At 66.8% G+C, this 12,994-nt stretch carries 13 protein-coding genes and 1 tRNA gene; 7 read left to right on the top strand and 7 right to left on the bottom strand.

All coding sequences use genetic code 11. The features are described 5' to 3' along the window. Positions 1-146: 146 nt before the first annotated feature. The 3 genes from QZ332_RS11235 to QZ332_RS11225 all read right to left on the bottom strand — a co-directional run bounded on the left by QZ332_RS11235 (position 147) and on the right by QZ332_RS11225 (position 2,769). Positions 147-941 (bottom strand): MetQ/NlpA family ABC transporter substrate-binding protein, encoded by a 795-nt coding sequence (locus QZ332_RS11235; protein ID WP_295765408.1) that lies wholly within the window; start codon positions 939-941, stop codon positions 147-149. Positions 942-1,079: 138 nt separating this feature from the next. After that, complete coding sequence (locus QZ332_RS11230; protein WP_295765406.1) at positions 1,080-1,772, bottom strand: methionine ABC transporter permease; 693 nt, start codon at positions 1,770-1,772, stop codon at positions 1,080-1,082. Beyond that, positions 1,765-2,769 carry a methionine ABC transporter ATP-binding protein gene (locus QZ332_RS11225; RefSeq protein ID WP_295765412.1) on the bottom strand — a complete coding sequence of 335 codons (1,005 nt, stop codon included), beginning with the start codon at positions 2,767-2,769 and terminating at the stop codon, positions 1,765-1,767. The genes QZ332_RS11230 and QZ332_RS11225 overlap by 8 nt, the downstream gene beginning before the upstream one ends. A gap of 563 nt (positions 2,770-3,332) precedes the next feature. Here QZ332_RS11225 and QZ332_RS11220 point away from each other — a divergent pair. Continuing rightward, positions 3,333-4,154: a DUF368 domain-containing protein gene (locus QZ332_RS11220; RefSeq protein WP_295765404.1), complete on the top strand. Its 822-nt coding sequence runs from the start codon at positions 3,333-3,335 to the stop codon at positions 4,152-4,154. A 73-nt stretch (positions 4,155-4,227) separates the two neighbouring features. Here the strand turns inward: QZ332_RS11220 and QZ332_RS11215 are convergent, their stop codons facing one another. Further along, the gene (locus QZ332_RS11215; protein ID WP_295765402.1) at positions 4,228-4,779 is read right to left on the bottom strand and encodes a hypothetical protein; all 552 of its coding nucleotides are present in this window, start codon (positions 4,777-4,779) and stop codon (positions 4,228-4,230) included. 176 nt (positions 4,780-4,955) lie between these two features. On the opposite strand from QZ332_RS11215, the gene QZ332_RS11210 reads away from it, so the two are divergent. The 3 genes from QZ332_RS11210 (at position 4,956) to QZ332_RS11200 (ending at position 8,303) form a co-directional block, all read left to right on the top strand. Continuing rightward, positions 4,956-5,567: a recombinase family protein gene (locus tag QZ332_RS11210; RefSeq protein WP_295765410.1), complete on the top strand. Its 612-nt coding sequence runs from the start codon at positions 4,956-4,958 to the stop codon at positions 5,565-5,567. Between the two features lie 235 nt (positions 5,568-5,802). Next, positions 5,803-6,732, top strand: a complete 930-nt coding sequence (locus QZ332_RS11205) for a glycosyltransferase family 2 protein (protein ID WP_295765400.1) — start codon at positions 5,803-5,805, stop codon at positions 6,730-6,732. Next, the gene (locus QZ332_RS11200; protein WP_295765397.1) at positions 6,732-8,303 is read left to right on the top strand and encodes a glucosyltransferase domain-containing protein; all 1,572 of its coding nucleotides are present in this window, start codon (positions 6,732-6,734) and stop codon (positions 8,301-8,303) included. The genes QZ332_RS11205 and QZ332_RS11200 overlap by 1 nt, the downstream gene beginning before the upstream one ends. Before the next feature lie 130 nt (positions 8,304-8,433). Here QZ332_RS11200 and QZ332_RS11195 read toward each other — a convergent pair. Both QZ332_RS11195 and QZ332_RS11190 read right to left on the bottom strand, forming a co-directional pair. After that, a tRNA-Ser gene (locus tag QZ332_RS11195) sits at positions 8,434-8,522 on the bottom strand. A 72-nt stretch (positions 8,523-8,594) separates the two neighbouring features. Continuing rightward, entirely contained in the window at positions 8,595-9,707 is a 1,113-nt protein-coding gene (locus QZ332_RS11190; RefSeq protein WP_295765395.1) for a class I SAM-dependent RNA methyltransferase, read from the bottom strand. A 227-nt stretch (positions 9,708-9,934) separates the two neighbouring features. Between QZ332_RS11190 and QZ332_RS11185 the strand changes: the two genes are divergently transcribed. The 3 genes from QZ332_RS11185 to QZ332_RS11175 all read left to right on the top strand — a co-directional run bounded on the left by QZ332_RS11185 (position 9,935) and on the right by QZ332_RS11175 (position 11,949). After that, the gene (locus QZ332_RS11185) at positions 9,935-10,408 is read left to right on the top strand and encodes an NfeD family protein (RefSeq protein ID WP_295765393.1); all 474 of its coding nucleotides are present in this window, start codon (positions 9,935-9,937) and stop codon (positions 10,406-10,408) included. Then, positions 10,405-11,346, top strand: a complete 942-nt coding sequence (locus QZ332_RS11180; protein WP_295765391.1) for an SPFH domain-containing protein — start codon at positions 10,405-10,407, stop codon at positions 11,344-11,346. Before QZ332_RS11185 ends, QZ332_RS11180 begins: the two co-directional genes overlap by 4 nt. A 174-nt stretch (positions 11,347-11,520) precedes the next feature. Further along, positions 11,521-11,949, top strand: a complete 429-nt coding sequence (locus QZ332_RS11175; RefSeq protein ID WP_295765385.1) for an RNHCP domain-containing protein — start codon at positions 11,521-11,523, stop codon at positions 11,947-11,949. Positions 11,950-12,159: 210 nt separating this feature from the next. Here the strand turns inward: QZ332_RS11175 and QZ332_RS11170 are convergent. After that, positions 12,160-12,994: class I tRNA ligase family protein (locus tag QZ332_RS11170; protein ID WP_295765383.1), on the bottom strand; the 835-nt coding region annotated here is incomplete at its 5' end.

The raw sequence follows: 12,994 nt of genomic DNA, 5'->3' as shown, positions 1-12,994 counted from the left end.
AAAACGAGAGGGACCCTTCCTGGGTCCCTCTCGTAACGCTCCTCCTTCCCGTCGAGGGAGGCTCCCCTATCTTTCGACACTTTGAAAAGAGCTCTCAGCGGAGACCGCTGAGAGCTCTCTCCTCCGGCCCTTCGGCGCCTCCTTGCTCAGAAAGCGGGGACCACCGCGCCGCCGTAGGTGTCGTTGATATACGCCTTGACGGCGTCGGACTGGAGGGCCTTCACCAGGGCCTGGACGGCCACGTCGTCCTCGTTGCCCTCCTTGACCACCAGCACGTTCACATAGGGGGAATCGGCGGCCTCGATGACCAGGGCGTCGGTGACGGGGTTCAGCCCTGCGCCCAGGGCGTAGTTGGAGTTGATGGCGGCGATGTCCACCTCGTCCAGGTTGGCGGGCACCTCTTCCGCCGCCAGCTCCACGAACTCCAGGTTTTTGGGGTTCTCGGTGATGTCCTTGGGGGTGGAGGCCAGATCGGAGCTGTCCTTCAGCTTGATGAGGCCCTGGGCCTCCAGCAGCAGCAGGGCGCGGCCCTCGTTGGTGGGATCGTTGGGGACGGCCACCTTGCCGCCGTCGGGGATGGCGTCCAGGGAGGCCGACTTCCCGGCATACAGGCCCATGGGCTCGATATGGATGCCCGCCACGCTGACGAGGTGGGTGCCCCGCTGGGCGTTGAACTCATCGAGGTAAGGGACGTGCTGGAAGTAGTTGGCGTCCTCTTCCCCGTCCTCCACGGCGGTGTTGGGCACCACATAGTCGGCGTATTCCGTGATCACCAGCTCGATGCCCTGCTCCTTCAGGACGTCCACGCACTGCTTCAGGATCTCGGCGTGGGGGGTGGGGGAGGCGGCGACCTTGAGGGTCAAGGGGTCCTTGCCGCCGCAGGCGGCCAGGGACAGGGCCAGGATCAGGGCCAGGGAAAGAGCAAAGATCTTCTTTTTCATGTCAGGTTCCTCCGATCGATAAACGATGAACTTGTTCCAAAGTCTCTTGGGTACGCGCGGCTCCCGCGTCCCGGCGCGGCCTCCGTCCTCTCTGCGCGCGTGAGGGGCGGGAGGGGGCGCCCTGGGGAGGGGGCCTCTTTATCTCAAACGCTTGTCGATACGCACCGACAAACGGCTGAAAACGGATTGGACTACCTGGATCAGGACGATCAGGAAGACCACCGAGACCCACATGACGGACTCGATGCCCCTCTGGTGCCCATAGCGGATGGCGATGTCGCCCAGGCCCCCGGCGCCCACGGTGCCCGCGATGGCGGTGTAGCCCACGATGGCGATCAGGGAGATGGACGCGCCCAGGAGCAGGGAGGGCTTCGCCTCCGGCAGGTAGACCTTCCAGACGATCTGGAACGTGGAGGCCCCCATGGACTGGGCCGCCTCGATGACGCCCGCGTCCACCTCGCTGAGGGAGGTCTCCACCATCCGGGCGATGAAGGGGGCGGCGGAGACGACCAGCGGGACGATGGCCCCTTTGATGCCGATCTTCGTGCCCACCACCAGCTTGGTGAAGGGCTGGATGGCGACCATCAGGATGATGAAGGGGAAGGACCGCCCGATGTTGATGACCCAGCCCAGGGCCGTGTTGACGGCCTTATGGGGGCGGATCCCGTGGGGCTGGGTCAGGATGGACACGACGCCCATCGGCAGCCCGATGAGATAGGCCGCCGCCGTGGACACGGCCACCATGACCATCGTGTCCAGGATGCCCTCGGCCAGGGTCCCGCCGTATTCCGCCCAGAAGGCGGCGGTGAAGATCTCCAGGATGTCAGACATGGTATTCCACCTCCTCGACGGTGATGTGCGGCTGGGAACGGATGTAGCTCAGGGCCTTGGCGGCCTCGTTCGGGTCGTCGGGCAGGCGGAGGAGCATGGTGCCCGTGGCCCTGCCGCCGACGCTGCGGGTGTCCGCGCCCAGGATGCTGACCTTCACGCCGCAGTCGATGGCCAGGGACGCGATCAGGGGCTGCTCCACCGTGCCGCCGTTGAAGGAGAGCCGGGCCGCGCGGGTGCCCGCCGGGTACTGGGAGACGCTGGCCCCGCCGGGGTACACCAGGCGCCGGGCGGCGTCGGTGGAGGGGTTGGAGAAGATCTCCTGCACCTCCCCCAGCTCGGCCACGGACCCGCCGTCCAGGATGGCGACCCGGGAACAGATCTCCTCGATGACGCTCATCTGGTGGGTGATCACCACCACGGTGACGCCCAGCTCCTGGTTCAGCTCCTTGAGCAGGCCCAGGATGGACACCGTCGTGGTGGGGTCCAGGGCGGAGGTGGCCTCGTCGCACAGCAGCACCTTGGGATCCGTCGCCAGGGCCCGGGCCACGGCGACCCGCTGCTTCTGCCCGCCGGAGAGCTGGGCGGGGTAGGCGTCCGCCTTGTCCCCCAGGCCCACCCGCTCCAACAGCTCCGCGGCCCGCGCCTCCGCCTTGGACCGGGGGACCCCGGCGATCTCCATGGGGAAGCAGACGTTCTTCAGGCAGGTCCTCTGCATCAGCAGGTTGAACCCCTGGAAGATCATGGTGATCTTCCGCCGCGCCAGCCGCAGCTCCTCCTCGGGGAGGGCGGTCATGTCCTTCCCGTCCACGATCACCGTGCCGGAGGTGGGCCGCTCCAGCAGGTTCATGCACCGCACCAGCGTGGACTTGCCCGCGCCGGAGAGGCCGATGATGCCGAAGATCTCCCCCTGCCGGATGTCTAGGCTGATGTCCTCCAGGGCGTGGACCTCGCCGGTCCCGCCGCCGAAGGTCTTCGAGAGGTGTTGGATCTGGATGATGGGTCCGTTCACGATAGCAGCTCCTTCTATGGATGGTCACGGGCAAACAAAAAGCCCTTGAAGCGTATAAGCTTCAAGGACGAGCGCAGGCCTGCGCCGTGGTACCACCTTGATTCGCGCGCCCCCTCGCGGAGGCGGCCTCATAGAGTGCCAGCACACTCCCGCGCTGTCACGGGCGCCCCCGTCGCGGCCTATGCCATCCATGCCATGGCGGTCGGCCGTGCAACTCCGAGACCATGTTCCGCCGGACCTTCCGTGCCCCTTCCCACCATCCGGGGCTCTCTTGGACGTATCTTCCGGCGTACTCTTCTCTTCATCGTCTTTGCTGTCATGCAGTTGTTCGATGTGCTTTGTAGTTTACACGGTCTCCCCCCGCTCTGTCAACGGCGCATCGTACAGAAAACCCGCCCCTGCGCCCGGGAAAAATCAGCGCATCGCACAGATCCCGCGGGAAAAGACAAGATCTTCCCGCTCCGGGAGAGGATTGGATTGCATGATCCCGGGAAAACTGGTATCATATCCTGCGTAAGATCGCAGGATGCCCGGAGAGGAGGGGGACGGCCTTGGACCAGCGGGGGGGAACGCGGCGGCACTGGCTCCGCCATCTGCTCTGCGGCGCACTGATCGGCGCGGGGGCCATCCTGCCGGGGGTCTCCGGCGGGGTGCTGGCGGTGGCCTTCGACATCTACCGGCCCTTCATGGAGGTGCTGACCCGCCCGCGGGAGGCCGTGCCCCGGCACTGGCGGATGCTGATCCCCCTGGGGCTGGGCTGGTGCGGGGGCTTTTTGGGCTTCGCGAAGGGCATCGCCGCCGCCATGGCCCTCTCCGACGCCGCCACCTACTGGCTCTTCATCGGCCTCATCGGGGGCACCGTGCCCTCCCTCTTCCGGGAGGCGGGGAAGGAGGGCCGCACCGCCTCGGCGTGGGCGAGCTTCGCCCTTTGCGCCCTGGCGGTGTTCGGGGGGCTGTTCTACGTCAGCCGGGTGGTCCACGTCCAGGTGGAGCCCAGCTTCGGGTGGTACAACTTCTGCGGGGCCCTGTGGGGCATGGGCGTGGTCATCCCCGGCATGACCTCCTCCTCGGTGATGATGGCCCTGGGGCTCTACCGGCCCATGCTGGAGGGGCTGGCCCGGCTGGACCTGCTGGTCCTGTCCGCCGCCCTGCCGGGGATGTTCCTGACCATCGCGCTGCTGGCCCGGCTGGTGACCTGGTTCTTCCGCCGCCATTACGCGGCGGCCTTCCACGGCATCCTGGGCTTCGTCGTCGCCTCCACCCTGGTCATCGTCCCCACGGACTATGCCGGGCCGGGGGAGGCGGCCCTCTCCGCCGTGCTGTGCGCCGCCGGGTTCGCCCTGGCGTACTTCCTGGCGAAGATGGAACAGTAGGCCCGCCCCCGAAGGGCGCGCACGGCCGCGGACGGCCCCGGCAGTCAGATGCTGCCGGGGCCGTCCGTCCCTTTCATGACCGGTATCCGTCTATCTGTTCGAAGATCCCCGCGAGGCGCCGCCAGGAAGCGGCCAGCGAGACCGCCAGCGCCCCCTCGCCGCTGCCCTCCGCCTGCCGCGAGGCGAACTCCGCGCAATACCCCGCGCCGGAGCGCAGGAGCTCCAGGAGATCGGCGCGCTCCCTGCCCGAAGGCCAAGCCCCGAGGCCCAGGCGGTCCGCCGGCCCCATCGTCATCTCCACCCCGTCGGGAGGCGTATAGGGCACCTCGCCGCCGGACCCGACGCCGAAGTCCTTCGCGTTGATGGCCCCCAGGCCGCGCAGATCCCGGAGCAGGCTCCCGTACTCATCCCGCGTCATATGGCGCACGTCATACCGCCCCGCCAGGGAGCGGACCATCTCCTCCGTCAGCCTCCTGACCGTCTCCCCCGCCTCCCCGGAGCCGGGGACATAGCGGTCCGTATCCCGTCGGGGGAGCGCGGCCGCCTGGCTCCGTCCGGCCCCCCGGGGGGACCCTGTGGGAGAGGCCGCGCCCTGCGTCCTTAGGCCGGAGATCTTCGTCATCATGCTCTCGCCCTTCCTTCCAAACGGTTTTCGACGGATGCTCTCATTTCAAGATATCAGCCTCGATCCCCCAAAAATAAGAGGCCGTCCGCATCACGGCCCGTCCCGCCTCCGCCGCCGGAGGGGCGGGCCCGCGGACGGGGCGGCGTCCGGGCGCGCAGAGAGGAGGCGTGAGCGCCATTCCAACGAATACATATGGATACATCCGGGTCAGCACCAAGGACCAGAACGAGGACCGGCAGTCGATCGCGCTGCGGCAGATGTCCGTCCCGGAGCGGAACATCTTCATGGACAAGCAGTCCGGCAAGGACTTCGACCGCCCTCAGTACAAGGAGCTGGTCAAAAAGCTCAAGCCGGACGACCTGCTCTATATCAAGAGCATCGACCGGCTGGGACGCAGCTATGAGGAGATCCAGGCGCAGTGGCGGATCTTGACCAAGGAGAAGAAGGTCGACATCGTCGTGCTGGACATGCCGCTGCTGGACACCCGCCGGGGCAAGGACCTGATGGGGACGTTCCTCAGCGACATCGTCCTGCAGGTGCTGTCCTTCGTGGCGGAGAACGAGCGGGACAGCATCCGCCGGCGCCAGGCGGAGGGCATCGCGGCGGCGAAGGCCCGGGGCGTCCGCTTCGGCAGGCCGCCCCGGCCGCTGCCGGAGAACTACCTCAGCGCCTACCGGCGGTGGAAGGCCGGCGCGATCACCGGCACGGCGGCGGCCAGGGAGTGCGGCATGCCGCTGTCCACGTTCCGCTACCGGGCGGAAGCCTACGAAAAAGCCCGCTTGCTGTAAGCGGGCTTTTTTACAAAAACGTGTACCTTCCTGCCGGGCGATCTTTTGTTCGGGAAATATCATATGAGGTATTGAAAAACGAGGCTTCCTGTAGTATCCTTTACAAGTATGGGGAAACGTGCATTTTACAGGAACGTACAGTTTTTTGTAAGACCGGCGGGCGGCAGAGCGCCTGCGCGCGGTACCGGCCGCCGCCGGTCTCCCGGTATCCAAGCACAAGGAGGCTCAGATCCATATGCTTTCTGTCGTGATACCCGCCTATAACGAGGCGGGGGCCGTCCCCCGGGCCGCGCAGCGCATCGGCGGGGTCCTCCAGGGCGAGGCCATCCCCTATGAGCTCATCTTCGTAGACGACGGCTCCTCCGACGGCACCTGGGAGGAGATCGCGCTGGCGGCGGAGGGGGACCTTGCGGTCCGGGGCGTCAGCCTTTCCCGGAACTTCGGGAAGGAGGCGGCCATCTTCGCCGGCATGGAGGCCGCCGCCGGGGACTGCTGCGCGGTGATGGACTGCGATCTGCAGCATCCCCCCGAAACGCTGCCGCAGATGTACGCCCTCTGGCAGCAGGGGTGGGAGGTCGTCAACGGCGTGAAGGCCGACCGGGGCCGGGAGAGCGGCCTCCACAGCTTCGCCGCCAGGAGCTTCTATAAGATCATGAGCCGGGCCGTGCGGATCGACATGTCCCGCGCTTCCGACTTCAAGCTGATGGACCGGCGGGTGGTGGACACGCTGCTGGCCCTCTCCGAACACCGGACCTTCTTCCGCGCCCTGAGCGCCTGGGTGGGCTTCCGCACCGCGGAGGTGGAGTTCCGCGTGGCGGAGCGGACCGTGGGCGACACCCATTGGTCGGCGGCGTCCCTGTTCCGCTACGCGGTCTCCAACATCGCCGCCTATTCCTCCGCGCCCATGCAGATCGTCACCGTCCTGGGCGTGGTGACCCTGCTCTTGTCCCTGGTCCTCGGGGTGCAGACGCTGGTGAACTGGGCCACGGGCGGCGCGGCGGACGGCTTCACCACCGTCATCCTATCGGTGCTCTTCATCGGCAGCATCCTCATGATCAGCCTGGGGATCATCGGCTATTACATCGCGCAGATATTCATCGAGGTCAAGGCCCGTCCGCGCTACCTCGTCTCCAAAACGTGCGGACAGGAGAGGAGGGAGGCATGATGGGCTCCGCACTGAGATCGCCGGACGCGCTGGCGAAGGAGCTGTGGGACCGTGTCCCCAGGGAGATCCGGCTGACGTTCTCTGCCTCCGTGCTCCTGGGCCTGGCGGTGCACCTCTACATGTTCGCCAATAAGCTGCCGAACCACGACGACATCTCCCATCTTTTTTCCATGGATTACGGCACGGCGTCCGGCCGCTGGCTGCTCCCCGTCCTCGCGGCCCTGGACGGGCCCTTCAGCACCCCCTGGCTCCTGGGGCTGCTGTCCCTGCTGTCCCTGGCGGGGACCGTGTGCTTCACCGTGTCCCTGTTCCGGATCCGCCGCCCGCTGGCCTGCGTCGTGACGGCGGCGGTCATGGTCTCGTTCCCCACCGTGACCGGGACCTTCGCCTATATGTTCACGTCCGCCCCCTATTTCTTCAGCCTGATGCTGGCGTCCGCCGGCGCTTACCTGGCCGTGCGGTGCCGCCGGGGGACGGTCCTGGGCGCCGCGGCCATCGTCCTCTCGATGGGCGTCTATCAGAGCTATTTCGAGGTCGCGGCGGTCCTGATGGTGGGCGCGCTGCTGCTGGAGACGCTGGACGGGGAGCGTACGTTCGGGGACCTGATCCGCCGGGGGCTCCGGCTGCTGGCGGTCCTGGCGGCGGCCATGGCGGTCTATCTGCTGGCCGTCCGCCTCACGACCCTGCGGGCCCCCCTGGTGGACTATATGGGGATCTCCAGCATGGGGGAGCTCTCCCTGCGGGAGATCCCCCGGCTGGTCCTCCAGAGCTATTGGAAATACGCCAGCGTCTTCCTCCTGGATAAGGACCATTTCCATTTCGGCTTCCTGCCCTGGGCCTTCGTCCTGAGCGCCCTGTGCTGCGCGGCGCTGGGGCGGCTGGTGCTCCGGGAGCGGCGGCTGGGCCCGGCCCGGACGGCGCTGGCGCTGCTGCTGGCGCTGGCGTACCCTCTGGCCGGGGACCTGATCTACGTCATGGTCCCGGGCGGGAACATCCACGTGCTGATGATCTACGGGCTCTGCTATATCCTCATCGCGCCCATCGCCCTGACGGAATACGCGGAGCGCTGTCTGCCGGGGACCTCGGCGCAGTCGGTCCAAACGGCGGCGAGATGGGTCGTCCTCGTGACGATGACGCTGACCGCCTATTCCTATGCCGTGACCGCCAATTCCGCGTACCTGAAGATGGATCTCGGCCTGCGGCAGTGCACGTCCTACTCCACCCGGCTGCTGGATAAGATCGAGTCCTGCGAGGGCTACCGCCAGGGGATGCCGGTGGTGCTGCTGGGCAGCACGACCAGGGAAGCGGCGCTCTCTCCCACGCCGGAATTGGACCGTGTCCAGATCGGCGGCGTCTTCGATCTCAGCGGGCTGCGCATCACCTATACCTACGGCTGGTTCCTGCGCCGCTACCTGGGTTTCACCGGAGAGGTCCACCTCGGCCGCAGCGAACAGGCCAAGGCCCTGGCCCGGCTCCCCAGTGTGCGGGACATGCCGCTGTACCCGGAGGCGGGCAGCATCCAGGTGGTGGACGGCACGGTGGTCGTGAAGCTGAACGAGCCGGGCCCGTGACGCGCCCTTCCCGAGGAGCCGTCCGCCCGCCGAACAGGGGAGCAGAGGTGCCAGGCAGACGATGCGGGAGCCCGCAGGCAAAAGGCTGGGCGCCAAAAAAGGGAGGCACGCGTTGCGTGCCTCCCTTTTTTGGCGCAGCGGGAGGGATTCGAACCCTCGTGAGATCTCTCTCAAACTGATTTCGAGTCAGCCCCGTTATGACCACTTCGATACCGCTGCATGGATGGTCCTCTTATTATGCCACACTTTCCTCCCAGATGCAAGAGGGACCGGGGGCTCCCGGCCCCTTTTTTATCGGCCATACAGGAACGCGTCGCACCGCAGCATCCCATTGTACAGCTTCCGCTTCTTGTCCGCCGGACGGCCGAAGCACTGCTCGAACTCCGTATGCGAGCTCAGCACCACCACCCGCCATTTGGGCGGCAGCCCCTCCTCCAGCGCCTTGCCGAAGCGGCGGTACAGCTCCGCCGCCTCCCGCGCCTCCAGCAGCCGCTCGCCATAGGGCGGGTTCGTCACCAGCTGGCCGTACTCACTGTCCCGGCGGAACGCCCCCGCGTCCGCCTGTTCGAACCGCACGCAGTCCCCCACCCCGGCCAGCTCCGCGTTGTGCCGGGCCAGCTCCACCGCCGCCGGGTCGATGTCCCCGCCCCAGATGTCATAGCTGCCGTGGAACTCCCTGTCCATGGCCTCGTCGGCGGCGTCCAGCCAGAGCTTGGGCTCCACGCACCGCCACCGCTGGGCGGCGAAGCGCCGGTCCAGGCCGGGGGCACGGTTCTTGGCGATCAGCGCCGCCTCGATGGGGATGGTGCCGCTGCCGCAGAAGGGGTCGCAGAAGGGATCCTTCCCCCGGTAGCGGGAGAGGGCCACCAGCGCCGCCGCCAGGGTCTCCCGCAGGGGCGCGCCCATGTTCCGGGCCCGGTATCCCCGCTTGTACAGCCCCTCGCCGGAGGTGTCCAGGTACAACGATGCCCGGTCCTTGATGATGGCGAACTGGATCTGATAGCGCTCCCCGGTCTCCGGCAGGGTCTCGCAGCCGTAGGCGTCCCCCAGGCGCCGCGCCGCCGCCTTCTTCACCACGGCCTGACAGGCCGGGACGGAGTGGAGCGCGGACCCCAGGGAATAGCCCTTGACGGGGAACTCGCCCTCTTTGGGGATGAGCTCCTCCCACGGCAGGGCCAGCACGCCCTGGAACAGCGCCTCGAAATCCGGGGCGGGGAAGGAGCCCAGCTCCATCAGCACCCGCGCGCCGCAGCGCAGGCCGATGTTCAGGCGGGGGATGTCCGCCAGCGTCCCGTCGCAGTGGACGCGGCCGTTCTCGGCCCGGACGCCCGCGAGGCCGAGGCGTCTCAGCTCGTCGGCGACGAGGCTCTCCAATCCGAAAAGGCAGGGGATGGTCAAGGTCAAGTGGTCCGCCTCCTTCTTCCGGCCCCTCCGGCGGGGCCGCAGGGACAGTATAGCAGGTCCCGGCCGGATCTTCAAGCCCCCTCCGCCCGGACATGTGCCCGCGGGGCCGGGCACCCGGCCATGCGGCGCATGATTTGATTTGTTACCAAACTGAAACACTATCCCCGGCCCGCATATGCTATACTGTAGGAAAAGGACAAAAGCCGTTTTTGAAAGGAGGCGTCCCTATGAACATCCTGACCTGGTCCTGGCTGGGGGCCATCGTCCTCTTCGGCGTCGTCGAGCTCCTCACCGAGGGCATGGTCTCCATCTGGTTCGTCGCCGGGTCCCTGGCGGCCCTCTTCACCTGCATGTCCGGCTGGTCCCTGCCCGGCATCTCCCCCGGAGGCACGCAGCTCCTGGTCTTCGCCGTCGTCTCCGCCGCCGCGCTGGCCCTCAGCCGGCCCTTCGTGCGGCGCTTCATGACCGGCCAGCCCAACGTCGCCACGAACCTGGACCGTGTCCTGGGCATGGTCGCCAAGGTCACCGAGCCCGTGGACAACGCGCGCTCTTCCGGGGCCGTCTACGTGGACGGCAAGACCTGGACCGCCCGCAGCGCCGACGGCTCCGTCATCCCCGTCGGGACCCAGGTGAAAGTCCAAAAGATCGAGGGCGTCAAGCTCCTGGTCCAATTCTCTGAGAAAGTGGAGGTAGTGAAATGAATCTTTGGTGGATCCCGATCGCTCTCGTCATCATCCTGCTGGTCGTCCTGATCGTCTCCAACGTCCATATCGTCCAGCAGTCCCGGGCCTACGTCGTGACCCGTCTGGGCCGCTTCTACACGGTCTGGAACCAGGGCCCCCACGTCAAGATCCCCTTCCTCATGCAGATCGCCAAGAAGGTGTCCCTGAAGGAGCAGGTGGCGGACTTCCCGCCCCAGCCCGTCATCACCAAGGACAACGTCACCATGCAGATCGACACCGTCATCTATTTCCAGATCACGGATCCCAAGCTCTACACCTACGGCGTGGAGCACCCCATGAACGCCATCGAGAACCTGACCGCCACCACCCTGCGCAACATCATCGGCGACATGGACCTGGAGCAGTCCCTCACCAGCCGGGACATCATCAATTCCCGGATGCGCTCCATCCTGGACGAGGCCACGGACCCCTGGGGCATCAAGGTCAACCGGGTGGAGCTGAAGAACATCATCCCCCCCAAGGACATCCAAAGCGCCATGGAGAAGCAGATGAAGGCCGAGCGGGAGCGCCGGGAGTCCGTCCTCCAGGCCAAGGGCCAGAAGGAATCCCAGGTCCTGGTCGCCGAAGGTGAGAAGCAGGCCGCCGTCCTCCGGGCCACCGCCGCCAAGGAGGCCGCCATCCTCCAGGCGGAGGGCGCGAAGCAGGCCCGCATCATGGCCGCCGAGGCCGAGGCCGAGGCCATCACGCGGGTGCAGACCGCCCTGGCGGAGTCCCTGCGCCTGCTGAACGCCGCCGCGCCCAACGACCAGGTGGTGAAGCTGAAGGCCCTGGAGGCCATGCAGAAGATCGCCGACGGCAAGGCGACGAAGATCATCATCCCCAGCGAGATCCAGGGCCTGGCGGGCCTCGCCGCCGGCGCCAAGGCGATGTTCGAGAGCGAGGAGCCCAAGAAGTAGATCCCTGCGGCACCGCCGCGGCCGTCAGGCCCGGCCACAGATCCGCGGCGAAAAGGAGATCGTCTTATGAAAATAGCTGTTCACACGCAGGAGAGTGCGGCATGACCGGGAGGTCTGCCACATCCCCGACGGACCTCCCGGAAGTATGATCTTACTTTTAGGAGGCTGATCCCTTTGGACCGGGAAAACAAGGAACGATCTTTTGAAAAAAGTCCTCATGAAACACATCCATGCCGCCATACGTTCGTCTGCAAAGTCTGCGGGAGGCCCGTCGCGGCCTCCGGCGCAGGGAGCGCACACCGGAACCACTGCCCATACTGCCTCTCCAGCCGGCATCTGGACATCGAGCCGGGCGACCGGGAAGCCGGCTGCGGCGGCACCATGGAGCCGATCGCCGTCTGGGTACGCAAGGGCGGCGAGTGGGCCATCATCCACCGCTGCAAGATCTGCGGAGCATTGCGCTCGAACCGCATCGCCGCGGACGACGATCCCATGAAGCTGATGTCCCTCGCGATGAAGCCTGTCGCCTCGCCGCCGTTCCCTTTAGAGCGGATCGAGGAGATGGTCCGGCGGATGGGCGGGGAAGGGACGTGCGGGCGGTGAAGCGGCCCGGCGACGATACGGCATGATACGCCGCCCCATCGATATCTCCAGACCCAAAAGGGGGATCTCACCCAAACGGTGAGATCCCCCTTGACATATCCCCTCTCGTGCCTGCGTGCCGTGAGCCGCGCCGGGGGGAGTCCCCCGGCCTCCGGCCCCTCCCCTGGAAAAGGGAGCGCCGCCGGAGGCGCCGGGCGCGGCCTCCTCCTCTCACTGGGGCTTCACGATCAGGTTCACCAGCCGGTCCTTGACGAAGATGGTCTTCACCACCTTCATCCCCGCCATGGCCTTCTGCACCTTCTCCACCGCCATGGCCGCTTCGGCGACGGCCTGCTCCTCACTGCCCGCGGGCATGGTGACGGTGCCCTTCAGCTTGCCGTTGACCTGGACGGCGAACCCCACCTCGGAGGCCACGGTCTTGCTCTCGTCGTAGGCGGGCCACTCGCTCTGGCAGCACATCTTCCCCGTCTCGGCGGCGAAGCCGAACTTCTCCCACAGCTCCTCGGCGATGTGGGGGGCGAAGGGGCAGAGCAGCTGGATCAGGGGCTTCATGTCCCCCTTGGTCACGCCGTTGGCGGTCATCTCGTTCACGGCCGTCATCATGGCCGCGATGGCCGTGTTCATCTTCAGCCCGTCGATGTCCCCCGTGACCTTCTTGATGGTCCGGTGGAGGACGGCCTCGTTGGCGGCGCTGGGGGCCGGGTCGTCCTTGGCGTTCTCCGCCAGGTTCCACACGCGGTCCAAGAAGCGCTTGGAGCCCTTCACGGCCTCGGTGGACCAGATGGCCGCCTGCTCGAAGTCGCCCACGAACATGATATAGAGGCGCATGGTGTCCGCGCCGTACTGGGCCACGATGTCGTTGGGGTTCACCACGTTGCCCCGGGACTTGGACATCTTCTCGCCGCCCTCGCCCAGGATCATGCCGTGGCTGGTGCGCTTGGCGTAGGGCTCCTTGGTGGGCACCACGCCGATGTCATAGAGGAACTTGTGCCAGAACCGGGAGTAGAGCAGGTGGAGGGTGGTGTGCTCCATGCCGCCGTTGTAC

The sequence above is a fragment of the uncultured Oscillibacter sp. genome (genome assembly GCF_910584465.1).
Lineage (GTDB): Bacteria > Bacillota > Clostridia > Oscillospirales > Oscillospiraceae > Oscillibacter.
This window is presented reverse-complemented; position numbering and strand designations above follow the sequence as displayed.